Annotated in this window: 26 protein-coding genes; 16 read left to right on the top strand and 10 right to left on the bottom strand. The window is 53.6% G+C overall.

Going from position 1 to position 25,846, the window contains the following annotated elements:
* Positions 1 to 9: 9 nt before the first annotated feature.
* The 6 genes from LBW88_RS11995 to LBW88_RS11970 all read right to left on the bottom strand — a co-directional run bounded on the left by LBW88_RS11995 (position 10) and on the right by LBW88_RS11970 (position 6,443).
* Complete coding sequence (locus tag LBW88_RS11995) at positions 10 to 1,635, bottom strand: Na/Pi cotransporter family protein (protein WP_224932128.1); 1,626 nt, start codon at positions 1,633 to 1,635, stop codon at positions 10 to 12.
* Between the two features lie 180 nt (positions 1,636 to 1,815).
* Positions 1,816 to 2,808 carry an ABC transporter ATP-binding protein gene (locus tag LBW88_RS11990; RefSeq protein WP_224932129.1) on the bottom strand — a complete coding sequence of 331 codons (993 nt, stop codon included), beginning with the start codon at positions 2,806 to 2,808 and terminating at the stop codon, positions 1,816 to 1,818.
* A gap of 2 nt (positions 2,809 to 2,810) precedes the next feature.
* Positions 2,811 to 3,596, bottom strand: coding sequence for an ABC transporter permease (locus LBW88_RS11985; protein ID WP_224932132.1), 786 nt, complete (start codon positions 3,594 to 3,596; stop codon positions 2,811 to 2,813).
* Positions 3,597 to 3,599: 3 nt separating this feature from the next.
* The gene (locus LBW88_RS11980; RefSeq protein WP_166933937.1) at positions 3,600 to 4,448 is read right to left on the bottom strand and encodes an ABC transporter permease; all 849 of its coding nucleotides are present in this window, start codon (positions 4,446 to 4,448) and stop codon (positions 3,600 to 3,602) included.
* Positions 4,449 to 5,258: an alkaline phosphatase family protein gene (locus LBW88_RS11975; RefSeq protein ID WP_224932133.1), complete on the bottom strand. Its 810-nt coding sequence runs from the start codon at positions 5,256 to 5,258 to the stop codon at positions 4,449 to 4,451. It abuts the gene before it with no gap.
* 123 nt (positions 5,259 to 5,381) lie between these two features.
* Positions 5,382 to 6,443, bottom strand: coding sequence for an ABC transporter substrate-binding protein (locus tag LBW88_RS11970; protein WP_224932134.1), 1,062 nt, complete (start codon positions 6,441 to 6,443; stop codon positions 5,382 to 5,384).
* Positions 6,444 to 6,667: 224 nt separating this feature from the next.
* Here LBW88_RS11970 and LBW88_RS11965 point away from each other — a divergent pair, with 224 nt between their 5' ends.
* The 4 genes from LBW88_RS11965 (at position 6,668) to ubiA (ending at position 9,347) form a co-directional block, all read left to right on the top strand.
* Positions 6,668 to 7,366 carry a UTRA domain-containing protein gene (locus LBW88_RS11965; protein ID WP_182056453.1) on the top strand — a complete coding sequence of 233 codons (699 nt, stop codon included), beginning with the start codon at positions 6,668 to 6,670 and terminating at the stop codon, positions 7,364 to 7,366.
* A gap of 70 nt (positions 7,367 to 7,436) precedes the next feature.
* The gene (gene psiE, locus LBW88_RS11960; protein WP_224932135.1) at positions 7,437 to 7,847 is read left to right on the top strand and encodes a phosphate-starvation-inducible protein PsiE; all 411 of its coding nucleotides are present in this window, start codon (positions 7,437 to 7,439) and stop codon (positions 7,845 to 7,847) included.
* A gap of 90 nt (positions 7,848 to 7,937) precedes the next feature.
* On the top strand, positions 7,938 to 8,456 hold the full coding sequence (gene ubiC / locus LBW88_RS11955) for a chorismate lyase (RefSeq protein ID WP_224932136.1): 519 nt from the start codon (positions 7,938 to 7,940) through the stop codon (positions 8,454 to 8,456).
* Positions 8,457 to 8,480: 24 nt separating this feature from the next.
* Positions 8,481 to 9,347 carry a 4-hydroxybenzoate octaprenyltransferase gene (gene ubiA, locus LBW88_RS11950; RefSeq protein ID WP_224932546.1) on the top strand — a complete coding sequence of 289 codons (867 nt, stop codon included), beginning with the start codon at positions 8,481 to 8,483 and terminating at the stop codon, positions 9,345 to 9,347.
* A 61-nt stretch (positions 9,348 to 9,408) separates the two neighbouring features.
* Here the strand turns inward: ubiA and plsB are convergent, their stop codons facing one another.
* Positions 9,409 to 11,832, bottom strand: coding sequence for a glycerol-3-phosphate 1-O-acyltransferase PlsB (plsB, locus tag LBW88_RS11945; RefSeq protein ID WP_224932137.1), 2,424 nt, complete (start codon positions 11,830 to 11,832; stop codon positions 9,409 to 9,411).
* A 126-nt stretch (positions 11,833 to 11,958) separates the two neighbouring features.
* On the opposite strand from plsB, the gene LBW88_RS11940 reads away from it, so the two are divergent.
* From LBW88_RS11940 to LBW88_RS11925, 4 genes are all read left to right on the top strand, one after another.
* Positions 11,959 to 12,327: a diacylglycerol kinase gene (locus LBW88_RS11940; RefSeq protein ID WP_224932138.1), complete on the top strand. Its 369-nt coding sequence runs from the start codon at positions 11,959 to 11,961 to the stop codon at positions 12,325 to 12,327.
* Positions 12,328 to 12,432: 105 nt separating this feature from the next.
* On the top strand, positions 12,433 to 13,047 hold the full coding sequence (gene lexA, locus LBW88_RS11935) for a transcriptional repressor LexA (RefSeq protein WP_224932139.1): 615 nt from the start codon (positions 12,433 to 12,435) through the stop codon (positions 13,045 to 13,047).
* 126 nt (positions 13,048 to 13,173) lie between these two features.
* Positions 13,174 to 14,496, top strand: a complete 1,323-nt coding sequence (dinF, locus tag LBW88_RS11930; RefSeq protein WP_224932141.1) for an MATE family efflux transporter DinF — start codon at positions 13,174 to 13,176, stop codon at positions 14,494 to 14,496.
* A gap of 163 nt (positions 14,497 to 14,659) precedes the next feature.
* Entirely contained in the window at positions 14,660 to 14,872 is a 213-nt protein-coding gene (locus tag LBW88_RS11925) for a CsbD family protein (protein WP_034826959.1), read from the top strand.
* 70 nt (positions 14,873 to 14,942) lie between these two features.
* On the opposite strand, the gene zur is transcribed toward LBW88_RS11925, so the two are convergent.
* Positions 14,943 to 15,464, bottom strand: a complete 522-nt coding sequence (zur, locus tag LBW88_RS11920; protein WP_224932143.1) for a zinc uptake transcriptional repressor Zur — start codon at positions 15,462 to 15,464, stop codon at positions 14,943 to 14,945.
* Between the two features lie 452 nt (positions 15,465 to 15,916).
* Here zur and traF point away from each other — a divergent pair, with 452 nt between their 5' ends.
* The 3 genes from traF (at position 15,917) to pspG (ending at position 18,747) form a co-directional block, all read left to right on the top strand.
* Complete coding sequence (gene traF / locus LBW88_RS11915) at positions 15,917 to 17,167, top strand: conjugal transfer protein TraF (protein ID WP_224932145.1); 1,251 nt, start codon at positions 15,917 to 15,919, stop codon at positions 17,165 to 17,167.
* A 94-nt stretch (positions 17,168 to 17,261) separates the two neighbouring features.
* Entirely contained in the window at positions 17,262 to 18,257 is a 996-nt protein-coding gene (dusA, locus tag LBW88_RS11910) for a tRNA dihydrouridine(20/20a) synthase DusA (protein ID WP_224932146.1), read from the top strand.
* Between the two features lie 223 nt (positions 18,258 to 18,480).
* The gene (gene pspG / locus LBW88_RS11905) at positions 18,481 to 18,747 is read left to right on the top strand and encodes an envelope stress response protein PspG (protein ID WP_224932147.1); all 267 of its coding nucleotides are present in this window, start codon (positions 18,481 to 18,483) and stop codon (positions 18,745 to 18,747) included.
* Between the two features lie 184 nt (positions 18,748 to 18,931).
* On the opposite strand, the gene LBW88_RS11900 is transcribed toward pspG, so the two are convergent.
* Positions 18,932 to 19,915, bottom strand: coding sequence for a quinone oxidoreductase (locus LBW88_RS11900; RefSeq protein ID WP_224932148.1), 984 nt, complete (start codon positions 19,913 to 19,915; stop codon positions 18,932 to 18,934).
* Between the two features lie 73 nt (positions 19,916 to 19,988).
* Here LBW88_RS11900 and dnaB point away from each other — a divergent pair, with 73 nt between their 5' ends.
* The 5 genes from dnaB (at position 19,989) to LBW88_RS11875 (ending at position 24,646) form a co-directional block, all read left to right on the top strand.
* Positions 19,989 to 21,395: a replicative DNA helicase gene (dnaB, locus tag LBW88_RS11895; RefSeq protein WP_034826934.1), complete on the top strand. Its 1,407-nt coding sequence runs from the start codon at positions 19,989 to 19,991 to the stop codon at positions 21,393 to 21,395.
* A 127-nt stretch (positions 21,396 to 21,522) separates the two neighbouring features.
* A complete protein-coding gene (locus LBW88_RS11890; protein ID WP_200573617.1) occupies positions 21,523 to 22,014 on the top strand; it encodes an Lrp/AsnC family transcriptional regulator in 492 nt (163 codons plus the stop codon).
* Positions 22,015 to 22,244: 230 nt separating this feature from the next.
* Entirely contained in the window at positions 22,245 to 22,859 is a 615-nt protein-coding gene (locus LBW88_RS11885; protein ID WP_084936102.1) for a YitT family protein, read from the top strand.
* A 48-nt stretch (positions 22,860 to 22,907) separates the two neighbouring features.
* Positions 22,908 to 24,101 carry an amino acid aminotransferase gene (locus tag LBW88_RS11880; RefSeq protein WP_224932149.1) on the top strand — a complete coding sequence of 398 codons (1,194 nt, stop codon included), beginning with the start codon at positions 22,908 to 22,910 and terminating at the stop codon, positions 24,099 to 24,101.
* Positions 24,102 to 24,289: 188 nt separating this feature from the next.
* Complete coding sequence (locus LBW88_RS11875) at positions 24,290 to 24,646, top strand: MmcQ/YjbR family DNA-binding protein (RefSeq protein WP_200573621.1); 357 nt, start codon at positions 24,290 to 24,292, stop codon at positions 24,644 to 24,646.
* Here LBW88_RS11875 and LBW88_RS11870 read toward each other — a convergent pair whose 3' ends face one another.
* Positions 24,647 to 25,711: an NAD(P)-dependent alcohol dehydrogenase gene (locus tag LBW88_RS11870; protein WP_224932150.1), complete on the bottom strand. Its 1,065-nt coding sequence runs from the start codon at positions 25,709 to 25,711 to the stop codon at positions 24,647 to 24,649.
* Between the last annotated feature and the right edge of the window lie 135 nt (positions 25,712 to 25,846).

The raw sequence follows: 25,846 nt of genomic DNA, 5'->3' as shown, positions 1-25,846 counted from the left end.
CACCTGATCTTAATCCTCATCCCGCTCGTCATCCGGCTGATCCAGCACCGTATACGCCACCGCACAGAACAGTGAGTTCAGACGCTTCATATCCCCCAGCAACCCTAAATGCAGGGAACTGGTTTCGATGCTCTGCACATTCTTCTGATGTAAACGCTCAACGTGCGCGTGCGAAAAACGGCGGATCAGGATGCGGAAACGGTGTTTGGAACGGCGCAAACGGCGTGCGCTCGGGATATCCTTGGAGAGAAACACCGACAAACTGAGGCGCAGGTTGTTGAGCACCTGCTCCTGTAGCGTGTTCAATTCTTCCAGACCTTCGGGTGAAAATGCCCGGCGGGCGTTCAGCGATTTCACCGCAACATCCGCGCACATGCGTTCAATAATATCGCCCGCCTGCTCAAGGTTGAGTGCCATCTCAATCACCTCGGCCCAGCGACGCGAATCCTCTTCGGCCAAATCCTCTTTTGGCATCCGCGCCAGATAAAGTTTGATGGCGGTATATAGCACATCGACATCATCATCCAGCCGCCGCACCGCGCGCTCTTCACGCAGTTCGCCATGTACCACTTTATTAAAGGATTCCATCATATGCTCGACGACATCGCCGATACGCAGGGTTTCGCGCGCGGCATTGGCTAATGCCAGCGCAGGCGTGTCCAGCGCGCTGCGGTCGAGATGTTTGGGGCGTAAATGCACATCGGTTTCCGGCTCATCGGAAATCATGCGACGGCACAAGCGCGCCATCGGTTCAGCGAACGGCACCATAATCAGGCAGCGGATCAGGTTGTAGAAAACGTGGAAGAAGATCACCAGCTCTTCGTCATCGACTGGCATTTTATCGAGGATATCGGCGATGTAATTCACCAGCGGCAAAATCGCCAGACTGCCGATGAGCTTGAACAGCAGGCTGCCCAGCGCCACGCGTTTACCAGCGGCATTGGAGCCGCTGGCATTTATCATCGCCAGCAAACCACTGCCCAAGTTGGCGCCAATCACCAGGCAGAGAGCCACTTTGAAAGAGATGACGTCGGCGGCCGTCAGCGTGGCAGTGATCAGCACTGCCGCCAGGCTGGAATAACTGATGATGGCAAATACCGCGCCCAGCAAGGCATCCAGCATCACATCGCCGGTCAGCGTGGAGAACAGCACCTGCAAGCCTGCAGCCTGGGTAATGGGCTTGGCGGCGGCGACAATCAGCTGCAAGGCCAGCAAAATCAGCCCGAGGCCAATCGCGGCGCGCCCCATTTGCCCGGCACGCGTCTGTTTACGACTGAGGAAAAACACCACGCCGAAGAAAATGAACAGCGGTGACAACCAGGAGAGATCAAAGGTCAGAATACGCGCCATGATGGCGGTACCCACATCAGCTCCGAGCACCACCACCAGCGCAGGCGTCAGGCTAACAAGGTTTTGTGCAACAAAGGAAGTGACGAGCAGGGTAGTGGCGTTGCTGCTTTGCACCAGCGCGGTGACGCCAATCCCGGCGAGAAACGCCATTGGCTTCCTTTCCACGCTGCGGCTGAGCACGCGCCGCAAATCGGCACCGTACACGCGCATGATGCCGGTTCGCACTATGTGCGTGCCCCACACTAGCAGGGCCACGGCTGATAACAGATTGAGCAGGGTCAACACGTCGGGCGGTTCCTTATCCTCAGACTTTCATTGCATCAACTGCAAGCCTGTGGGTGAGTACCGAAGTGCCGGGCGCACCGGAGTGCGGCCACGGGCAGCCTAAAGGCCGCCGCGACAACGATTAACAGGCTGCATTAACGCTGAATGCTGCCGCGTTGCGTTGCCAATTTTTCGTTAAATTTAAGCAACCTGGCGCAACGTCGACATCTCTAACTGTAGACCAATTTGCATGCCAGCAGGGTGCAAATCCGCCACGCTGCGGTTCAGCACATCCACCGACAATTCAACGCCGTGCGCCAGTACACGATAACGAATCACGTTACCGAGCAGGCTGTGACTGACAATGGTGGCAGGGATGCCGTCTTGTGGCGCGCTCAGGCGGATCGATTCAGGTCGAATCGCCACCTGGCCACTAAATGTCTGGCCGGTGAGGTGCGTGGCTTGTTCGGCGCTCAGCAAATTGTAGTTGCCAATAAATCCGGCAGCGAACAAATCGGCAGGCTGGGTATAAAGCGCCTCGGCGTTGCCGTTCTGTACGATCTTGCCACGGTTCATCAGCACGATACGGTCCGACAGCGTTAACGCCTCTTCCTGATCGTGGGTGACGAAAATGGTGGTGAGCTTCAGCTCTTGCTGGATATTACGAATCTGTTCACGCAGGTGGCGACGAATTCGCGCATCGAGCGCAGACAAGGGCTCATCCAGCAGAAGCAGGCGGGGACGGGTGATTAGCGAACGTGCCAGCGCCACACGCTGACACTGGCCACCAGAGAGCTGATGCGGATAACGGCGGGCAAAATCGGTCAATTCAACCAACGCCAGCGCTTCCATCACCCGTTTTTGAATATCACCGCCCGGCAGCTTCTGCATTTTAAGGCCAAAGGCCACGTTCTTCTCCACCGTCATATTGGGGAATAGCGCGTAGCTCTGGAACACCATGCCAATGGTGCGTTTCTGCGGCGGCAGCGGCACGATATCTTGGCCCTGCAGCAGAATTTTGCCGCTGTCGACATCGGTCAATCCAGCAATGCAGCGCAGCAGCGTTGATTTGCCGCAGCCGCTCGGGCCGAGCAGGGTAACAAACTCGCCTTCATCGGCACTGAAATCGATATTTTCAAAGATGCTGGTAGGGCCGTAGCTTTTGTTCAGCTGGGTGACGTTCAGATAACTCATGGTCAGCCTCGTTCAGGATTGAGGGCATTCGCCAGCCAGGTGACCAGCAGGACGACAGCAAAATAAGAGATCACCAGCGCACTGGTGAAGTGGCCGCTGCCGTTACGCATATTGTAGAGATACACCTGCAACGTCTCATAGCGGGTGCCGACTAACAGGTTAGCGAATACAAACTCACCTATCAGGAATGAGAAGGAGAGCAGCACTGCGATGAACACCCCTTTGCGCAGGTTGGGCAGCACCACAAATAGCGCGGCCTGCCAGGTGCTGGCACCCAGCAGATGTGAGGCATCAATCAACTCTTTCAGGTTAATCGCCTGCATATTGTTGGCAATGGCACGGTAAATAAACGGCAGCGCGATAGTGAAGTAACAGCCGACCAGAATCCACGGCGTGCCGGTGATCATCAGCGGTGAGGAAGAGTAGAGCTGCAACAGGCCAACGGATGACACCACCGGCGGCACGGCAAACGGCATCAGAATCAGCACGTTCATTACCGCATCCAGCTTCGGATAATAGTAAGCGATCACAAACATCGCAGGCAGCACCAGCACTAGCGAGAACAGCAGCGCGCCGAAGCAAATCAGCAAAGAGTGACCAAGCGCCGTCAGGAAGCGGGGATCGCTCCACAGTTCAATCAACCACTTCAGGGTGAAGCCCTGCGGCAAAATAGTGTCGCTCCAGTCAGTCGAGACGCCATACAGTAGCGTCGCCAGCAGCGGGGCGGCGAGGATGATCAGCAGCAGCCAGATAATCAGACGATGATAAATTTTTTCCGCGCGAGACACGTTCTACTCCTGTGATTTCGCGTTGAGATAACTGCGACGCACCAGATACTGCTGCACCACGGTAATCAGCGCCATAATGAACACCAGCAACATCGCTAGCGCACCGCCGGTATTCGGATCGAGCGAGATATCGCCTGATACCAGCGCGGCAATACGCACCGGCACCACGTTAAAGTTGCCAGTGGTCAGCGCATAAATGGTGGCGTAAGCGCCCAGCGCATTGGCCAGCAGAATGACGAAGGTGCCCAACAGCGCCGGGAACAGAATCGGTAAACCAATGTGCCACCAGTAGCGCCAGCGGCTGGCACCGAGCAGTGCGGCGGACTCCTCCCAATCTTTGCGCAGGCCATCAAAAGCCGGGTAGAGCAGCAGAATGCCGAGCGGGATCTGAAACCAGGTGTAAACCAGCACCATGCCGTCACGCGAGAACAGCTTGAACCCCTCCAACATGCCGAAATGGCGCAATAGCAGCGTCAGACAACCGTTCATGCCCAGCAGAATCACGAAGGCAAACGCCAGCGGCACGCCCGCGAAGTTGCTGGTCATGTTGGTGAACGACATCAGGAAGCGTTGAAAACGGCCGCTGCCCAACTGATGCAGCGAATAGCCAGCGATCAGCGAGATCAGCAGGCCGTAAATGCTCGACCAGATTGAGATATCCAGCGACAGGCGAAACGCCTGCAGATAAAACGGCGAAGTGAGGATATCGGTGTAATTATCGATACCCCAGCGCTCGTTCATGTCGCTCCAGAAGCTGTTGATGGCGATCCACAACAGCGGCGCGAGCTGGAAGGCGACCCAGAAAAAGGCGAACGGCAGCAGTAACAGCGTGGCGAGGGTTTTGCCCTTCATTTAACGCGGCTCCGCCAGCAAACCGTGGCACACCGGTTTATCGTGCTCAATGCCCAGCAGCGTGCAAACGATGCCGCACAGTTCAGTCTGTTGCGGTTCGAGATCGGGCTGACGTGAGAAGCCTGCGCCAAATACAAACAGCGGCACCTGCGTCTCTTCCGGCAAAATGCCACCGTGCGAGCGGTCATCGTTCATGCCGTGATCGGCGGTCACGATCACCTGATAACCTGCGGCCAGCCAACCGGGCATCCACTGTGACAGATAGCCATCAGCCATACGTGCGCGATTGCGGTATTGCGGCGATGACAGGCTATGCTTGTGCCCGGCATCGTCAATATTCATTGGATGGATCAGTAAAAAGTCCGGATCGTGATTGAGACGCAGGCTCTCGGCATCTTCAAACAAGTGGGAATCCGGATAACTGTCGTCCCAGTAAAAGTGGCCGTATTGAATCGGCAAATCCGGGGCGATGGTGTGGCGATCGCGCGCATTGTTGAACGGGGATTGGTTATACAGCTCACTCACCCAGTGATAGGCGGCAGCGGCCGTGGTTAAACCGGCGGCGCGGGCGTAATGGAAGATGCTGCGCTGATTGCTCAATCGATTGACGCCGTTATGAATAATGCCGCTCTGCACCGGCGGAATCCCAGTCAGAATGCATTCATACAGCGGACGCGACAGCGAAGGCAGTTCGCAGGTCAGCGTGTAATATTGGCCGTTGCCCTGTTTGCATTCGGCAAACAGATAGCCCATTGCATGCTGTGCCACCTGATTGCTCAGGCCATCCAGTACCACCAGGATTGTTTTCATTCCCGTTCCTTACATCGTTCAAATACGAGCACTGTGCGTAGCGGCGCAATTTATTGCGCACTTATCAGCAGAATCATTGCTTTACGTTGACGTGATAAATCACGCCGCCACGTTATGTGCAAATTACTGCTTCATGTTAATGATCACGTTCTCTTGCCACAGGCGCGGCAGCATTTTTGAAGTCTTATCCCATGCAGCCTGATCTTTGATCGGGCGGGCATTTTTGTACTCAGACTGCGGCAGCAGTTTGGCCTGCACGTCGGCTGGCAGGGTCAAATGCTCTGCACGAATCGGACGTGCGTAGCCTTTCGCCAGGTTGATCTGGCCGGCATCCGAGAAGATGTATTCACGCGCCAGTTTGGCGGCGTTCGGGTGTTTGGCGTATTTGTTGATGATGGTGGTGTAACCTGAAATCACGGAACCATCCGACGGGATCACCACTTCGTAGCGATTCTTGTCAATCTGGTCGCGGTAGTTCAAGCCGTTAAAGTCCCACACCACGGCAACCTGAATTTCGCCTTTCTCGATGTTGGCAATCACCGGATCGGTCACGCCCAGACGGCCTTCTTTAGCCAGTTCGCCAAAGAAGTTCAGGGCTGGCTTCAGGTTCTTCTCATCACCGCCCATCGCGTAGTTGGCTGCCAGTACGCCGTTAGCCGCCTGAGCTGCTACGCCAACGTCACCGATAGTCACCACATACTTACCTTTCTTCAGATCGGCCCAGCTGTGCGGTGCATCTTTTACCTGCTGCTTGTCGATCAGGAAGGCGATGGTGCCGGTATAAGCCAGCATCCAGTTACCTTCGTTGTCTTTCGCCCAGCCTGGGATCTGATCCCAATGCGTGGGTTTGTACGGTTGTGCCAGCCCTTTGGTCACAGCAACCGGACCGAAAGCGGCGCCCACATCACCGATATCGGCGCTGGCGTTCTCTTTCTCTGCATCAAATTTAGCCAGCTCCTGCGCCGATGACATATCGGTATCGCTGTGCTTAAGGCCATATTTGCTGTTGATGTCATTCCATGTGTCTTTCCAGTTCGCCCAGCTGTCTGGCATACCGACGCTGTTGACCTGGCCCTCAGCACGCGCGGCTTTTTCCAGCGCGGCAAGGTCGTTATCGGCGGCGTGCGCGGCGGGCAGCGCAAGCAGTACGGCACTGGCTACTACAGAGGAGATAAACGCTTTCATCTCGGTTGCTCCGGGTGTAAGTTGTGGGACGTCTTGGTCTAGTCCAGCAAGAACCGAGCCAATGTAGCCCGATCAGATGAAGGTTTTATGACCATGGTGGTGAAATGTGGTGTGACGCGCAGCTCCACATGCTGATACAGCGCGCGAAAGCGTGGGATATGCCTGTCATATTGTAGTCATCGAACTGTCATAGTGCAGATTTGCCCCAAAATGAGGCTGAAAAAATGTCGTCGAAAACGGTGGATGTGATTGCTGCGGCACTCAGCGAACGCATTGAAAACGGTGAATTTGCCAGCGGACGCTTACCGGCTGAACGCAGTTTGAGTGAACACTATTCCACCACACGCATTACCCTGCGTGAGGCGCTGGGCTTGCTGGAAGCGCAGGGCATCATCTACCGCGAACTGCGTCGTGGCTGGTTTCTCGCGCCACCGCGACTGGTGTATAACCCGGCCCATCACAGCCACTTTCATGCCATGGCGGCAGAACAAGGGCGGATTGCCATTACGGAAGTAATTGAGGCGCGGGAAGTCCCGGCACAGCTGGTGATAGCGCGGCATTTACAGCTATTAGAAGGGGACAGCGTCTTTCGCATTCGCCGTTTGCGTCGTATTGATGGGCGCGCGGTATTGTACGTGGAGCATTACCTTAATCCGGCCTTCTTTCCCGGCCTGTTAGAGGAAGACCTGACCCGCTCACTCACCGATCTCTACGATCAGCGCTATGGAATTCGCTACGGCGGCGCTCGCTTTACCATTCTACCCGGCCCGCTTCCTGCGCGCGCGGCACCGGCACTCAATGTCGCCAGTGGCACACCAGGATTACTCATTACACGCATTAACCGCGATCAGCAAAAGCGGGTGATTGACTGTGACTGTGAGTACTGGCGCTATGACGCGCTCTGTGTGGATGTTGATGTGTAGCATATTGTGATTTTGATCACACTACAGCATGATAACGCCAGAGAGTTTCCGTACTTTGAGGCGTATAAAAATGACAACAAAATCAGCACCGGGGCAACTTATTGCTTCGGTATTACAGTGGGTTCTGAATATTGGCCTGGTGACGTTGGCCGTCATCCTGGTGGTGTTTCTTGGCAAAGAGACAATTCATTTAGCCAATGTGCTGTTTAGTACCGGTGAGCAGGCTTCTTCATACCTGTTGATCGAAGGTATCGTTATCTATTTTCTCTATTTCGAATTTATCGCGCTGATAGTGAAATACTTCCAGTCCGGCTATCACTTCCCGCTGCGTTATTTCATTTATATCGGTATCACCGCGATCATTCGTCTGATTATCGTTGACCACAAAAATCCGTTCGACACGCTCTATTATTCGGCGGCCATTTTGATTCTGGTGGTTACGCTGTGGCTGGCGAATAGCAATCGGTTGAAGCGCGAATAATTCCCCTTCTGCCGGGTGTGGCACAACCAGCAGTGCCACGCCCGATTCTCTGCGTTAAACTAGGGCAACTTTTTCTCCGGAGATGTCCTGATGTCGCATCACGCGCTGCGCCAGTTACTCGCACTGCATTGGCTGCCAGCCACTTCCCCCTTGCTTTCCCCCCCTCTCCTTGACTGGTTGCTGGAGGAAGACTCCATGACGCGTCGCTTCGAGCAGCATTGCCAGCAGGTGACGGTGGAACTGATCCGTGAAAGCTTTATTACCGCTGACGAAGTCGCACCAGAGGCGGAATTTCTGCCCGCCGATGATCAGTTCTGGTTGCGCGAAATCGTGCTGTGCGGCGATGGCGAACCCTGGCTGATTGGGCGCACCGTGGTGCCGGAAAGCACCTTGAATGGCCCGGAGCAAATGCTGCAAAATCTTGGCACCCGTCCACTGGGGCGCTATCTTTTCGCCTCTTCAACGCTGAGCCGCGATTTTATCGACCCCGGCCAGGTGGATGATTTGTGGGGACGTCGCTCACGCCTGCGTTTATCTGGCAAACCGCTGTTGTTAACTGAACTGTTTTTACCGGCGTCGCCGCTGTATCGAGCGCTGGAGCAAGGATAAAGGACTGTGGAAAAAACCTTAACCATGACTAAGTGGCAGGCTTATCGCCGCCTGATGCGTATCGATAAACCCATCGGCACACTGCTGCTGCTGTGGCCAACCATGTGGGCCCTGTGGCTATCAGGCATGGCTGTGCCGCCTTTGTCTGTACTGGTGGTGTTTGTGCTCGGCGTCATTGTGATGCGCGCCGCGGGCTGCGTGATCAATGACTATGCCGATCGTAAAGTCGATGGGCACGTTAAACGTACCGCCTCACGACCACTGGCGAGCGGTGTGGTGACGGAGAAAGAGGCTAAAATCCTGTTTGTCGTGCTCGGCCTGCTGGCGTTTGCGCTGGTGCTGACCATGAATCGCATGACGATTTTGCTGTCATTTGGTGGACTGGCGCTGGCGTGGGTCTATCCGTTTATGAAGCGTTATACCCATCTGCCACAGGTGGTATTGGGTGCGGCATTTGGCTGGGCGATTCCGATGGGCTGGGCGGCAGTTAGTGAGTCCTTACCTTTAGTCTGCTGGCTGGTGTTCTTCGCTAACATTTGCTGGACGGTGGCTTATGACACGCAATATGCGATGGTGGATCGTGATGATGACCTCAGGATTGGCGTGAAATCCACGGCGATTCTGTTTGGTCGTTTCGATAAGTTGATCATTGGTCTGCTGCAGCTGGCTACGCTAGGGCTGATGGCGCTGGTCGGATTGATGTTGAATCTGAACGGTGCATTTTACTGGTCACTGCTGGTGGCGGGTGGTTTCTTTGTGTATCAGCAAAAGCTGATTGCTCAACGTGAGCGCGATCCTTGCTTCCAGGCCTTTCTGAATAATAACTACGTTGGTCTGGTGCTCTTTATCGGCGTACTACTCAATACTCAGCCGTTTATAGACCTGTTCTGAATCGTTGATGCCATAAAAAAAGGCGACCTGATGGTCGCCTTTCTGTTTTTCAGGCCACACGTTATTCGTGGGCTACTGCACTTTCAATGGTCAGACGTACATCGCTGGTCACCAGCTCTGCCAGCATCTGCCACATAATGTGAGTGCGTTCCGCATCGGCATCGCCCGAATCACTGATGTAACCTTCATCACGCAACGACAGTACCAGCGTGGTAAACACTGCTTTATCAAAGAATTCCGGCGCGTTAATGCCGTGCAACACAGACAGACGTTGCGCCAGCGTACGGCTTTCCTTCTCCAGCGTGCCGCGGTTGATCGTCGGCTTAGCACTCAGAATCGCAAAGGTGATAGCAAAACGCTGCAGTGTTTCACGGATACCGGCAGCCAGCAGTTGCAGCGAGCGATGACGCACAGGATTCATGCGTAATTGACCATCCTGCGTGGTGATCAAACCCTGTCGCGCCATCTCAGCACAGAGTGCATTCAGCACGCCTGGCAGTTCTGAGTTATCCCAACGCAGGAAAAGCTCACTCTTCAGCATCGGATACACCAGGCTCACCTGACGCAGCAACTCCGCCTCACTGATCTCACGATGCTGCTGCACGATAGCGGCAATCAGCGATGGCATGACCAGCATGTGGTGAATGTTGTTGCGATAATAGGTCATCAGGACTGCCTGCTCGCGCGGCAGAATGATGATGTCGCCAATACTGTCTTTTTCCGTCTCGAACTTATTCATGCCCATGGCGTGATCAAGCAGCGCTTCGGCAGTCATATCCGGCACGGTCGCTTCTGGCGAATAAGGCACGTTACGCAGCAGCTGGGTATAGCATTCCAGTTGCTCAATCAACTGTTCACGCGTCAAAGAGCGCTGACGTGAAGCCAGCAACGCGGTGACGCACAGGTTCATGGCATTGGCGGCACCGGCTTCGTTGATACGCACCATCAGACGTGCCGCGATGTCATTCACCGTCGGCGTCATCCATGCCGGACGCAGTGGCTCTATCGGATCGATCGCATCACGCCATTCCGGCACGTTTTTGTTCAGGTAGTTCATCAGCGGCAAGGGTTCGCCGAAGTTGACGTAGCCCTGACCAAGGTTGCGCAGTTTGCGCAGCCCGCGAACCATCTGCAGGAAGCTTTCTTTCTCTTTGGCCGCGCCACGTAGCTCTTTGGCGTAAGTCCCCACTTCCATGACGTGTTCATAGCCGATGTAGATCGGAACGAAGGTAATCGGGCGGCTACCGCCACGCAGCATGGCTTGCAATGTCATCGACAGTGTGCCGGTTTTAGGATCCAGCAGTCGGCCCGTACGCGAGCGTCCACCTTCAACAAAGTACTCTACCGAATAACCGCGGCTGAACAGCTCGCCCAGATATTCGCGGAATACCGTGGAATAGAGCTTGTTGCCCTTGAAGGTACGACGGATAAAGAAAGCGCCCAGGCGACGGAAAATCGGACCTGCTGGCCAGAAGTTCAGGTTAATGCCCGCTGCGATATGAGGCGGAACCAAACCCTGATGGTAGAGCACGTAAGAGAGCAGCAAATAGTCCATGTGACTGCGATGGCAGGGCACATACACAATCTCGTGGCCATCTTGCGCCAGCTGACGCACGCGCTCGCCACCATTGACGTTGATGCCCTGATAGAGACGGCTCCACAGCCAGCCCATGACGCGGTCGGTCACGCGGATGGCTTCATACGAGAAGTTCGCCGCGACTTCTTCCATCATCTCAACGGCGTTCTGCTGGGCCTTCTCGTGCGAGATTTTTTTGCTGCGCGCTTCATCTTCAACCGCTTTTTCAATCGCTTTGGATTGCAGCAGCTTGTTGAACAGATCCTGACGCGCAGGCAGACGTGGGCCTACAGCAGCCAGGCGTTGACGCGCAAAATGAATGCGTGCCACACGTGCCAGCTTTTGAGCAATCGACTTATCGGTACCGTGCTCCGTGGCCATCTGGCGCAGGGAAACGGTCGGCGAGAAGCGCACAAAGCTGTCACGTCCGTGCCACAGAATGGCGAAGAATTTCTCTATGCCATTAAGGATGCGCAGATGCGGCGTGTCTTCACCCTGAATTTCGCGTCCTGGCGCACGACCAAACATCACCGCAACCGGTAACATTTGTACGTCGAGATCAGGATTACTGCGGTGCAGATCGAGATAGTCGTGGAATAGCTTCACGGACTCAGGATTTGCTACGAAATAGGGGAACACGCGCGGACCATCGTGAATAAACACATGACGCGGCAGCAGGGTGCCATCGATCTCCAGCGGGGCCAGCGGATCGGGCAGATCATGGTTGAGACACTGCGCCCGTAATGTGAGCAGGTCAGCCTTTGAATCGTAAGGCAAAACATACATCACTGGACGAGTCGGATCGATCCCATGTTCAGAGACAGGATCGGTCGGAATGACCTTACTCTTTACTAAAAAAGAGAGTGGTAAATTCAATAGTTTGTAATAAAGTTTACGCCAACCTGACATAGACAACTTAAAGCCTCTTGTTAGCAAAGCGCGGCAAGCATACCAGAAAGTAAATCGAAGATCTGTGGCTGCACCATCTCATACAGCCCACTCATTGACGCCAAATCACCTCAAGGGTTCCACAGCATGGCAAATAACGTCACCGGTATTCAAAGAATAGTGAATGCAGCCGGTTATTCCTGGCAGGGCCTGCGTGCCGCCTGGCAACATGAAGCCGCATTTCGCCAGGAAGCCATTGCTGCACTGGTGGCCATTGTGGTGGCCTGCTGGCTGGATGTCGATGTGATTTCCCGAGTGCTGATGATTGGCTCCGTGGTGTTGGTGATCATCGTTGAAATCCTGAATAGCGCCATTGAAGCGGTAGTCGATCGCATTGGGCAAGAGCGCCATCCCTTAGCGGGACGAGCAAAAGATATGGGCTCAGCGGCGGTATTGCTGGCTATCTTACTGGCTCTGTTTGTCTGGATCGCGCTGCTCTGGTCGCATTTGCGATAGGTATTCCAGAATCTTCAAACCGCTGATTTTTCCCTCTGTTTTGGTTTTCATTTCGCCAATACCTGTATATACTCACAGCGACTGTATAAACAACCAGGGGGCGGGATGAAAGCGTTAACAGCAAGGCAGCAACAGGTCTATGATCTGATTCGCGACCATATCAACCAGACCGGCATGCCGCCAACGCGTGCGGAAATTGCTGCGCAACTGGGTTTTCGCTCGCCCAATGCGGCGGAAGAACACCTGAAAGCATTGGCGCGTAAAGGCGTCATTGAGATTGTCTCAGGTGCATCACGTGGTATCCGCCTGCTGATGGAAGAAGAAGTCTCCGAAGGGCTGCCGCTGATCGGCCGCGTGGCTGCCGGTGAACCGTTGCTAGCGCAGGAACACATCGAAGCGCATTATCAGGTTGATGCCAATCTGTTTAAGCCTACTGCCGATTTCTTGCTGCGCGTTAGCGGTATGTCGATGAAAGACATCGGGATTATGGATGGCGACTTACTCGCTGTACATAAAACGCAGGAAGTCCGTAATGGCCAGGTTGTGGTGGCGCGCATTGATGACGAAGTCACCGTCAAGCGCTGGAAAAAGCAGGGTGCCATTGTGCATCTGCTGCCAGAAAACACCGATTTTCAGCCGATTGTGGTCGATACCCGTGAGCAGGCGCTGACCGTTGAAGGTCTGGCCGTGGGCATCGTGCGTAACGGCGAATGGCTCTAACCTCTCGTTGAATTCCCCCGCTGCGGTTGGTCGCTGTGCTGACCGCAGTCTGATACATTGATTTTCCTCTTCAGGCTGATTGCCGGTTAATGGTCCAATTGACCAGCGCAACAATGGAACGGGCGAATGCGGCTGTTTTCCTCTTCAGATAAAGCATTGTGGCGGCTGGCGCTGCCGATGATCCTCTCTAATATTACCGTTCCGCTGCTCGGTGTCGTCGATACGGCAGTGATTGGTCATCTCGATAGTCCCATTTATCTCGGCGGCGTGGCGGTGGGTGCGACAGCGACCAGTTTCATCTTTATGTTGCTGCTGTTTCTGCGTATGAGCACCACCGGTTTGACCGCACAGGCATTTGGCGCGAACGATAAAACCGCACTGGCGCGTGCGTTGACGCAACCTTTGTTAATAGCCCTGGTGGCGGGCGTGCTGTTTGTATTGCTACGTACCCCCTTTAGTTTTGTCGCGGCCTCGTTAATGGGCGGCAGCCCAGAGGTGCAGCATCAGGCACAAATCTTTATCAACATCCGCTGGCTTAGCGCACCGGCAACGTTAGCCAATCTGGTGATATTAGGCTGGTTGCTCGGCGTGCAGTATGCGCGTGCACCAATGGTACTGCTCATCGTCGGCAATCTGGTGAATATCCTGCTCGACCTCCTGTTTGTGCTTAAACTGCACTGGGGCGTTGCGGGTGCAGCGGCAGCGACTGCTGTGGCGGAATACGTCACGCTGGGTGTGGGGTTATGGATGGTGGTTCGCGTGCTAAAGCTACGCGGTATCTCTTTCAATCTGCTGAAACGGAGCTGGCGTGGTGATGCAGCACGGCTGTTCCGCCTCAACCGCGACATCATGTTGCGCTCGCTGATGGTGCAAATCTGCTTCGCGTCCCTCACCCTGCTTGGGGCTCGTTTGGGGCCTGATGTTGTCGCTGTAAATGCGGTATTGCTGATGTTTCTCACTTTCACGGCCTATGCACTGGATGGTTTTGCCTATGCCGTAGAGGCCTGCTCGGGCGAAGCTGTGGGAGCGAGAGATCGCAGTCGCTTGTTATTGATTTGGCATGCCGCCTGTCGGCAGGCCGGTATCGTTGCCCTGGCGTTTGCAGCGATCTATGCGCTAACCGGCCCCCAAATTGTGGCGTTGCTCACCTCGCTTGAACCACTGCGTGAGATGGCCGATCGCTATCTGGCCTGGCAAGTGATTCTGCCGTTGGTCGGAGTCTGGTGCTATCTGCTGGATGGTATGTTTATCGGCGCCACGCGCGGGCGTGAAATGCGTAACAGCATGGTGATAGCCGCTATAGGTTATGGACTGGCGCTGTTGACACTCCCCTGGCTCGGTAATCACGGTTTATGGCTGGCGGTAGCGGTATTCCTCACTCTGCGTGGCGTGACGCTATGGTGGGTGTGGCGCCGTCACTGGCAGCATGACACCTGGTTTGGTGCTTAAATAAGCGAAGCGTAACCTACAGATTAATCTGTATTTTTTGCGCAATCCCAACTGGCTACTATAATTATCTCAAACGGCGCAATTGAGTAGCGCGTTGTGTGGGTGATTACCTTATTTCTTAGGGGATCATCACATCTCACTCAGGATGATGTGGAGGATTATTATGAACAAAGACGAAGCGAGCGGTAACTGGAAGCAGTTCAAAGGGAAAATGAAAGAGAAGTGGGGCAAGCTGACGGATGATGATATGACGGTCATCGAAGGTAAACGCGATCAGCTTGTTGGTAAAATTCAGGAACGCTACGGCTATGCGAAAGACCAGGCTGAAAGCGAAGTGAAAGACTGGGAAAGTCACAATAAAGACTACCGCTGGTAGCTTTTAGTGAATTAAGGAAGATGCTCCTACCCCGCCGATCACCCGTCGGCACGGCACAGGGAAGTGCCACTCAACCTTTTCTTACCTTCTTCTTCATATCCGTTTCATGGTCATGTTTGCAGCTATCATGATGTTTACAGGCAGCGACTTCAGCGCAGTTTTCGCATAAACCATGTGCTTCAATTACCGTGTGACGCAAAGAGAACCCCGCCTGATCGGCTAATCCCGCAATGATTTTCTCCACGCCATGTGCATGCTTTTCACTGACCGCAGCACAACCATCACAGACCAGCATCACTGACGTATGTGCAGGCTCGTCGAAATGGTGGCAAACCACATAGCTGTTATTCGATTCAACACGATGAATGAAGCCCTGCTCCAGCAGAAAATCCAGCGCGCGATAGATGGTCGGCGGTTTTGCCTGCGGCTCGCTGATGCGGAGTTGATCCAGCAAATCATAAGCACTGATCGAACCATTCTGCTCAGCCATTAAACGCAGCACTTCAGCGCGTTGAGTGGTCAGGCGCACGCCGCGGTCAAGACAAAGGGATTCTGCCTGAGTGAGCAGTTGTGCGGGCGTGAGGTTTGACATAAGTGTTCTCCAGGTTGCATGCGATGTTATTTTATCACACAAATTTTTACCCTGCTGTGATTGCTTTTTACCCGGTTAGAGTCCAGGAAAAATCCGGCTAATCAATTAATTAACTTAACCTTCCTCGTGTGCTCGTTACATCTCTTTTTACAGACCCTCTATTAGATCAGTGATATAGCGTAATTATCACACTACTTTTGCTTTGCAACTCACCGGCTTAGCGTCTAAGGTTCAAAAGGTCTTAAGTAATATCTGGTACCAATTTAGGCTTTGTTCATTTTTCTGCATAACTAAACAGCAGAATGGTGTGGTTGCATCCAATTCTGCGAACAGCAGTGCTATTTCCTTTTAATTCACAGCAATGATGCGTTAGCCAGGGTTCAGAATAGCGGCTAACTAAACTGTTTCGTTTCTGAGTTATTCAGCGACATTTCAAAGGTGATGGCAGGCTCATGGTGAAGACATTATTCAGGCACAAAAAAGTAGCTTATCTTGTTGGTTTGAATGCAGTATTTCTTTCTTCTTCAGCTCTGGCAGCAGGTACCTGGTATGACGCGCGCAACGATGCCATGGGTGGCACCGGCGTCGCTTCATCAACATGGAGTTCAGCGGTGCTGGCTAACCCGGCATTGATGACCAAAGCCAAACCTGAAGATAGCGTCAGCGTCATTTTCCCTTCAGCCGGTGTGCAGGTTACCGATAAAGACAAATTAATTAACAAAGTCGATGACATCACGGACAGTGTTGATCGCTACAAAGAGGTGATCGACAACCTGACGTTTGCTGACTATTTAAGAGGTTATCCGGAATTAAAGGCCGCTGCGGGTGACATGGCCAATCAGCTGGATGATTTAAAGGGTGATAAAGCACACGGTACAGCAGGTGTCGCTTTTGCTGTTACGGTGCCGAATGAGACGCTGCCTTTTGCCTTCATTACTAAAGCCTACGGAACAGCCAGCGTGCAAGCTAACGTTGTGGATAGCGATATTACCTATCTGCGCGGTGTGGCTAACGGCACGGTGATCCCCGTTCCGGGCGATCAGGATAAATTGAGTTCGAGCGGTCATGGTCTGGCAGCATTAGTCACGGACTATGGTGTGGCACTGGCACATGAGTTTGATGTCGCTGGTCATCCGGTTTCCGTTGGCGTAACACCTAAGCTGCAAAAAACCTGGCTGTATAACTACACCGCGAGTATTTATAACTTCGATAAAAGCAACATCAACAACAGCCAATACCGCAGTTCCGATACCGGCTTCAACATTGATGCAGGCATCGCGACCGACTTTGGTGAGCATTGGACGTTGGGCGTGACGGGGCAAAACCTGATCTCACGCGACATCGACACCAAAACGGTGGAAGGCTATCGCGATACCTATCAAATCCGTCCGCTGGTCACGACAGGTCTGGCCTGGAACTATGGCCCGTTCACGCTGGCTGGCGATGTTGATTTGACGCAAACCAAGCGCTTCAAATCAGAAGAGAGCAGCCAGTATGCAGGCGTGGGTGCGGAGTATCGTGTGCTGGATTGGTTAGCGCTGCGCGCGGGTTATCGTGCGGATATGAAATCCAACGATACCAATGTGTTCACCGCAGGTCTTGGCGTTTCACCGTTTAACAATACCGTGCATCTGGATCTTGCTGGCACTGTGGGTGATGACAATACCGTGGGCGGCATGCTGCAGCTCGGATTTAACTTCTAAAACCAGCAATAACGGGCGGCTGTGTCGCCCGTTATTGCTGTGATATGATTGCGCAGATTCTCGTCACTCACTAACTCCGGATTTGCTGCGTTTCATGACCGATACTTTCTCTTCGCAACGTTTTTCCATCGCCCCGATGCTGGACTGGACCGATCGCCACTGTCGTTATTTCCACCGCAAGTTAAGCGGCGACACGCTGCTGTACACCGAAATGGTGACAACGGGCGCCATTATTCATGGTAAAGGCGATTACCTCGCTTACAGCGAAGAGGAGCATCCGCTGGCGCTGCAGTTGGGCGGCAGCGATCCCGCGGCACTGGCGCAATGTGCCAAACTGGCGGAAGAGCGCGGCTACGACGAGATTAACCTCAATGTCGGATGCCCATCCGACCGCGTGCAGAATGGGCGTTTCGGGGCCTGTCTGATGGCTGACGCCGCACTGGTCGCCGATTGCATTAAAGCAATGCGCGATGTGGTGAGCATTCCGGTCACAGTGAAAACCCGTATCGGGATTGATGAGCAGGACAGCTATGCCTTCCTGTGTGATTTTGTTGGTACGGTGGCCGATAAGGGCAACTGCGATACCTTTATTATCCATGCGCGTAAAGCCTGGCTTTCAGGTTTGAGCCCGAAAGAGAACCGCGAGATTCCCCCGCTGGATTATCCGCGTGTGTACCAATTGAAACGTGATTTCCCGGCGCTGACCATGGCGATTAACGGCGGCATTAAGACGCTGGAAGAAGCAAAACTGCATTTGCAGCATATGGATGGTGTGATGATGGGCCGCGAAGCGTACCAAAATCCGGGCATTCTGGCGCAGGTCGACCGGGAGCTGTTTGGTCGTGATACGCCTTTAATCGATCCGGTCGCGGTGGTACGCGCGATGTACCCTTACATCGAAGCGGAACTGAGTAAAGGCACTTATCTTGGCCACGTTACACGTCATATGCTGGGTCTGTTCCAGGGAATCCCTGGCGCGCGCCAGTGGCGTCGTCATTTAAGTGAGAATGCTCACAAGCCGGGTGCCGATGTGCGCGTGCTGGAAGCGGCACTGGCATTGGTAGCGGATAAGATTCCACAGGAAGCCTGATTTTAGGTGAGCCGCGGAAGGCAAGAGGCTTGCCTTTCCCGTCCATTGAAAGAGGCATCGCTGTAGTTGGTGCGGTTTAAATCGCGCCAATGTTTAGTGAATTTCATCACTGTTGAAAAACACCCCCTCATGATAATGCCTCGGTTTTCAATAGATTAAGCATAAATTCACTTTGGCACGCATCTTGTAATGCACTCTGTGTTACTTACACAGGAGAGCCTTCGTGGAAATTTTATTTGTTATCGGCTTTTTTCTGATGCTGCTGCTGACCGGCGTTTCGCTGCTGGGAGTTATCGCCGCATTGGTTGTCGCCACCGTTGTGATGTTCCTCGGCGGGTTGTTCGCGCTTGTTATCAAATTGTTGCCATGGCTGGTGCTGGCGGTAGTCGGTGTCTGGCTGTATCGCGCCTTTACCACGCCGAGTGGTGAAGCAAAACTAAACAGACTAAAAAGAAAAATCAGTAAGTTAGAGAGACGGAGTTGGCGCTAATTGCGGAGGCGATCACAGAGTCGGTAATTGCTTAGTACGAATCCGCAATTAAACATATTTTTTACTTATGTTTTCTGTCAGGATGCGTAAAGTAATTCAAAACGAATTCATCGCCGCTAACCCTACACCAGCGCGAACTATAAAAAGAAAGAAAAAAGGGCTTCCTTCGGGAAGCCCTTAACTTTTATGGAATCAGTAAGCTGGAACCTTGCGTAGCACGGCTCTCCAGAACCTGATGGGCGCGCACCGCATCGCTCAAGGCAAACTTCTGTTCTTCAGGCACTTTCAATTGAATTGCTCGGCTGGCGATCAATGAGAACAACTCGTTGCTGGCACTATCCAGTTCCTGGCGATTGGTGATGTAGCCAAACAGCGAAGGGCGCGTGACGAACAGCGATCCTTTCTTGTTCAGAATACCCAGGTCAACACCGGTAACGGGGCCTGAGGCATTACCAAAACTCACCATTAAGCCATGACGACGCAGGCTATCCAGAGAAGGTTCCCAGGTATCTTTCCCTACCGAGTCATACACCACCGCGACTTTCTCACCGTTGGTCAGTTCACTGACGCGCTGTGCAATATTCTCTTCGCGATAGTTAATGGTTGCCCAGGCGCCGGCATTTTTTGCAATCTGCGCTTTTTCGGCGGAACCTACAGTGCCAATCAGATGTGCGCCCAGCGCTTTAGCCCATTGGCAGGCAATCAGCCCAACGCCACCCGCTGCGGCGTGGAACAGGAAGATCTCATCGGCTTTCACTTTATAGGTCTGGCGCAATAAATATTGTACGGTTAGGCCTTTCAAAAACGAGGCTGCGCCTTGTTCAAAGCTGATGCTCTCCGGCAGGATCACCAGACGATCTTCCGCCACGTTATGCACTTCGCTGTAGGCACCCTGCGCAGCCTGGCAATACACCACCCGGTCACCTGGCTTGAAGCGTGTCACGCCTGAGCCAATACGTTTCACCACCCCTGCGGCTTCTGTACCCAGCCCGGACGGGAAAGCCGTCACCGGATAGAGCCCGCTGCGCACATAGGTGTCGATATAGTTGATGCCAATCGCCTTGTTTTCGACCTGAACTTCATGTTCGGCGGGATCGGCCAGCTCAAAATCGACCCATTGCAGTACCTCCGGGCCACCGTGTTGGTTGAACTGAATACGCTTTGCCATTCTGACTCCTGTGATTGTTCATCCTGGGACGGTATACTTGCGCGTCCCTTTCACGATCGGTAATGCATTCACTATGGCAGGAAATAAACCCACCAACAAATCCAACGAACCCCGCGATCGTCAGCTGGAAGGCGTGAAAATGCCGCCGCACTCTATTGAAGCGGAGCAGTCGGTGCTCGGTGGGTTGATGCTGGATAACGAACGCTGGGATAACGTCTCCGAGCGCGTGGTGGCGGATGATTTCTTCAACCGTTCGCACCGCATGATCTTTTCAGAAATGCAGCGTCTGCTGGAAATGGGCCAGCCGATTGACCTGATCACGCTGTCTGAATCGCTCGAAACGCTGGGCGAGCTGGAGATGGCCGGTGGCTTTGCGTATTTGGCCGAGCTGGCGAAAAACACGCCAAGTGCGGCGAACATTGGTGCTTATGCAGATATCGTGCGTGAACGTGCCGTTGTGCGTCAAATGATCTCGGTGGCGAACCAAATCGCTGACGCTGGCTACGATCCGCAAGGGCGAAGCAGCGAAGATTTACTCGATTTCGCGGAATCCAACGTCTTCAAGATTGCTGAACAGCGCGCCAATAAAGCCGAAGGCCCGCAGAACATCGAGCAAATTCTGGAAGCCACGGTCTCGCGTATTGAAGCGCTGGTGTCGACCCCGCACGATGGCGTCACCGGTGTAGATACTGGCTATCAGGATCTGAACAAAAAGACCGCCGGTTTGCAGGGTTCAGATTTGATCATCGTAGCGGCGCGTCCGTCGATGGGTAAAACCACTTTCGCCATGAACCTGTGCGAAAACGCCGCGATGCTGCAGGACAAACCGGTGTTGATTTTCAGCCTGGAGATGCCCAGCGAACAGCTGATGATGCGTATGCTGGCGTCATTGTCGCGCGTGGATCAAACGCGCATTCGTACCGGCCAGCTGGAAGATGAAGATTGGGCGCGCATCTCTGCCACCATGGGGATCTTGCTTGAGAAGAAGAACATGTTCATCGATGATTCTTCTGGTCTGACGCCGACGGAAGTGCGTTCGCGCGCGCGCCGCGTGTTTCGTGAAAACGGCGGTTTAAGCCTGATCATGATCGACTATCTTCAATTGATGCGCGTACCGGCGCTGTCGGACAACCGTACGCTGGAGATCGCAGAGATCTCGCGCTCGCTCAAGGCACTGGCCAAAGAGCTCAATGTGCCGGTGGTGGCACTGTCGCAGCTTAACCGCTCGCTGGAGCAGCGAGCCGATAAACGTCCGGTGAACTCGGATCTGCGTGAATCGGGCTCGATCGAGCAGGATGCTGACTTGATCATGTTCATCTATCGCGATGAGGTTTATCACGAAAACAGCGATCTTAAAGGCATCGCCGAGATCATCCTCGGTAAGCAGCGTAACGGCCCGATCGGAACAGTACGATTGACCTTTAATGGCCAGTGGTCGCGTTTCGATAACTACGCAGGCCCGTCTTACGACGACGAATAATCCTTTCCCGCGGATGCATGCACGATTTGTGCATGCATTTCACGTCATCAGAAAATAGTGTTGGACAACCTTGGCTTTAATCAGGTTATCTGTACCAAAGCGCACCCTATAACGCTGTGGAAACAGAATGACTCAGGTAGACGATTACGACCTTAAGATATTGACACTATTACAATCTAACGGCCGCCTTACCAATCAGGAACTCAGTGATTTAGTCGGTCTTTCGGCGTCTCAATGTTCACGCCGCCGCATCAATCTTGAACAGGCAAACCTCATCCTCGGCTATCACGCACGGCTCTCGCCGGACGCGGTCGGTCTCGGCATGGTGGGCTTGATTGAAGTGCGTTTAAAGAATCACACGCCAGATTATGAAGAGAGTTTCCATCGTATGGTAGCGGAGGAAGACGCGATTGTTGATGCCTTCAAAACCACCGGTGATGCCGATTATCTGCTGAAAGTGGCCGTGGCTGATTTAGCCTCGTTGAGTGCGCTGATCAGTCAGTTGGTGGCAGGCCATCAAAGTGTGGCTCATGTGAAAACCTCAGTGGTGTTGAGCCGTTTAAAAGAAAACGGTGTGATGATCATCCCCGAGCACAAAACGCGCCAAAAAAGTGCATGATGTGCTAATCTGGTGCAATTAACGCACGATAAATGCAAAAAACGCGCACCGGAATAGAGATTTGTGCATGAATCAACGAATGCTAATTGGGTTGATGCACAAAAACCTGCAATAAAAGCGCCTTAGATATCAATTGGATAATCGCTGGCACCCCATAGGTGGCGACCTCACGTCATCTATGTGGTGCGTTTTTTGCATCTGAACCGCATCATTTGCATTGAGATTAATCCATGGATAACGTTGTTCAACCTACTAAAGTCCCTCATTCGCTTATCGAAGACGCGCTGGCGATTGTGCTCGGCACCTTAATGGTGTCATTTGGCGTGATGATGCTGAAGCAAGCGGGCGCGCTCACCGGCAGCACCGCAGGTATCGCCTTCTTAATCAGCTATCTGACGCACCTTTCCTTTGGTAGCGCTTTCTTTCTGATCAACCTGCCGTTTTACTGGCTGGCGGTGCGTCGCATGGGTTGGGAATTCACCATTAAAACGTTCTGCGCAGTGGGACTGGTTTCACTGTTCACGCACTTACATCCGATGTTCATCCATTTTTCTGCGCTAAATCCGTTTTATGCGACATTGTTCGGTAACGTGGTGATGGGTATTGGGTTTATAGTGTTGTTTCGTCACAAAGCCAGTCTCGGCGGTATCAACATTTTGGCGCTCTGGCTGCAGGACCGCATCGGTCTGCGCGCGGGCAAACTGCAAATGGCGGTGGATACCTGCGTGGTGCTCGCATCGCTGTTCGTGGTGTCGCTGCCGATACTTTTGGCCTCAATTGCGGGCGCGGTGATCCTCAATCTCATCATCGCTATGAATCACCGTCCCGGCCGCTACATGGTTTAATGACGCCTCTTTACCGACTATTTATGACCAATCATGGAGATCTGCACCGTGTTTCAAAACGTTGATGCTTATGCTGGCGATCCAATTCTGTCGCTGATGGAAACCTTCAAACAGGACCCACGTGACACCAAAGTGAATCTGAGCATTGGCCTCTATTACAACGAGGCGGGCATCATTCCTCAGTTGCAAGCCGTTGCTGCCGCAGAAGAACGCCTGCAGGCGCAACCGCATCAGGCGTCGCTTTACCTGCCGATGGAAGGTCTGGGCCCATACCGTAACGCGATTGCACCGCTGCTGTTTGGCAAAGAACACCCAATGCTGAAAGCCGGTCGTATTGCTTCCATTCAGACGCTGGGTGGCTCAGGTGCGCTGAAAGTGGGTGCGGATTTCCTCAAGCATTACTTCCCGCAATCTAACGTCTGGGTGAGCGATCCGACCTGGGAAAACCACATCGCGATTTTCAACGGTGCCGGTTTCGACGCACAGACTTATCCGTGGTACGACGAAGAAACCAACGGCGTGAAGTTTGATGCGTTTATTGCCAAGCTGAAAACGCTGCCGAAGCAATCTATTGTGCTGCTGCATCCATGCTGCCACAACCCAACTGGCGCGGATCTGACGAACGCACAGTGGGATGAAACCACCGAAGTACTGAAAGCGCAGGAGCTGATTCCGTTCCTTGATATCGCGTATCAGGGCTTTGGTGCCGGTATGGAACAGGATGCTTACGCGATTCGCGCCATTGCCGCTGCAGGCTTGCCGGCGCTGGTCAGCAACTCGTTCTCGAAAATCTTCTCGCTCTATGGCGAGCGCGTTGGCGGCCTGTCAATTGTGTGTGAGAGCGCAGAAGAGTCAGCACGCGTGTTGGGTCAGTTAAAAGCGACCGTCCGTCGCAACTACTCCAGCCCGCCAAACTTTGGTGCGCAGGTGGTTTCTTGCGTACTGAACGATGAAGCGCTGTTGAACAACTGGCTGGCTGAAGTGGAAGCGATGCGTCTGCGTATCATCGAAATGCGTCAATCACTGGTCAACGTATTGAGCACCAAGCTGCCGGGCAAAAACTTCGATTACCTGCTGAAGCAGCGCGGCATGTTCAGCTACACCGGCTTAAGCGCGCAGCAGGTTGATCGCCTGCGCGATGAGTTCGGCGTGTACCTGATAGCCAGCGGCCGTATGTGTGTGGCGGGCCTCAATAGCCGCAACGTTAACCAGGTGGCTGAAGCCTTTGCTGCCGTGATTTAACGCACTTCGCAGCAGGAGAAAACCGCCATGCCTTCGGGCTGGCGGTTTTTTTATGCGCGTTATCTGCTGCCATCGCCTTTACCTTTGGCTGAGTTGCTGCACACTTAAACGGTGTAATGACACCTGTACTGAAACCGAGGGCAGGCGTCATCGGGCCTCTAATCGGCCTCTACTCAGGAGAATACAGCATGAACATTTCGGATCTCCTCACCTACTGCATGAGCAAACCGGGTGCGGAGCAAAGCTATAAAAATGAATGGGATGCAACGCAGATTAAAAGCGAAGGCGTACTGTTTGCCATGGTGCACGATATGAAAGGGCGTCCGGCGCTGTCGTTGAAAACCTCGCCTGCGCTGGCTGATTTATTGCGCGAAGAGCACAGTGATGTATTTCCGAGCGAGCATTTGAATAAGTCGCACTGGAGTACGCTATGGCTGGATGGTTCGCTAAAGGATTCGCAGATTTATTATCTGGTGGAGGCTTCCTGGCAACAGGCTGACGCCACGCGCGCGGCGGGCGTCAGCCATGATGAAGACGCGCGCTAATTAAGCCGCTGACTCTTCACGCAGGGTGTTGATATCAATCACGAAGCGGTATTTCACGTCGCTTTTCAGCATACGTTCGTAGGCTTCGTTAATCTGGTTCATGGCGATCAGTTCGATATCGGAAGTAATGCCGTGCTTGCCGCAGAAATCCAGCATCTCCTGTGTCTCAGCGATACCACCGATCAGTGAACCGGCGATGCTACGACGTTTGAAGATCAGATTAAATACCTGTGGAGCTGGGTGATCGTGCTCTGGCGCACCCACCAGCGTCATGTTGCCATCGCGTTTCAGCAGGGCAATAAACGGGTTGAGATCATGCTGAGCGGCCACGGTGTTGAGGATGAAATCGAAGCTGTTGGTGTGCTGCGCCATTTGATCGGCATCTTTCGAAATCACCACTTCATCGGCACCCAGGCGCTTACCGTCTTCAATCTTTGAAGGTGAGGTGGTGAACAGCACCACATGTGCACCCATCGCATGAGCGATTTTCACGCCCATGTGACCCAGGCCGCCCAAACCGACGATACCCACTTTCTTGCCTGGGCCGACGTTCCAGTGACGCAGCGGTGAGTAAGTGGTGATACCGGCACACAGCAGCGGCGCAACGCCAGCCAGCTCAAGGTTTTCCGGCACGCGCAGTACGAAGCTCTCATCAACTACCATGCTGGTGGAGTAACCGCCGTAGGTGATGGCGCCGGTTTCGCGATCTTCACCGTTATAGGTGCCGACAAAACCGTTTTCACAATACTGCTCCAGCCCTTCCTGGCAGCTTGGACAGCTGCGGCAGGAGTCAACCATACAGCCGACACCGACCAGATCGCCCACTTTGTACTTGTGAGTGTGGCCGCCAACGGCGGTAACGCGTCCAACAATTTCATGGCCTGGCACCACCGGGAAGATGGTGTTTTTCCATTCGTTGCGCGCCTGATGCAGGTCAGAGTGGCAAACGCCACAGTACATCACTTCAATCTGCACATCATGAGCGCGCAGTTCGCGCGGCTTATAGTCGAACGGGGCGAGTTTGGTTTTCGCGTCCTGTGCGGCATAGGCATGCGTAATATTCATGGTGTCTCCAGTCGGGTGTGTCGTGAGTGTTTTGCGGGATCCCGCTCAGCGTACTGAAGGGACAAAGACGTATTGAGCTACGCCAAAAAGGAACAGTGTAAGAATAGTCAGCGGGAGGAGATGCGTATATGCCTG

The organism is Pantoea sp. alder81, from assembly GCF_020179835.1.
Taxonomy (GTDB): Bacteria; Pseudomonadota; Gammaproteobacteria; order Enterobacterales; family Enterobacteriaceae; genus Pantoea.
Note: the sequence above shows the minus strand (reverse complement) of the source record. Positions and strands in the feature narration are given on the sequence as shown.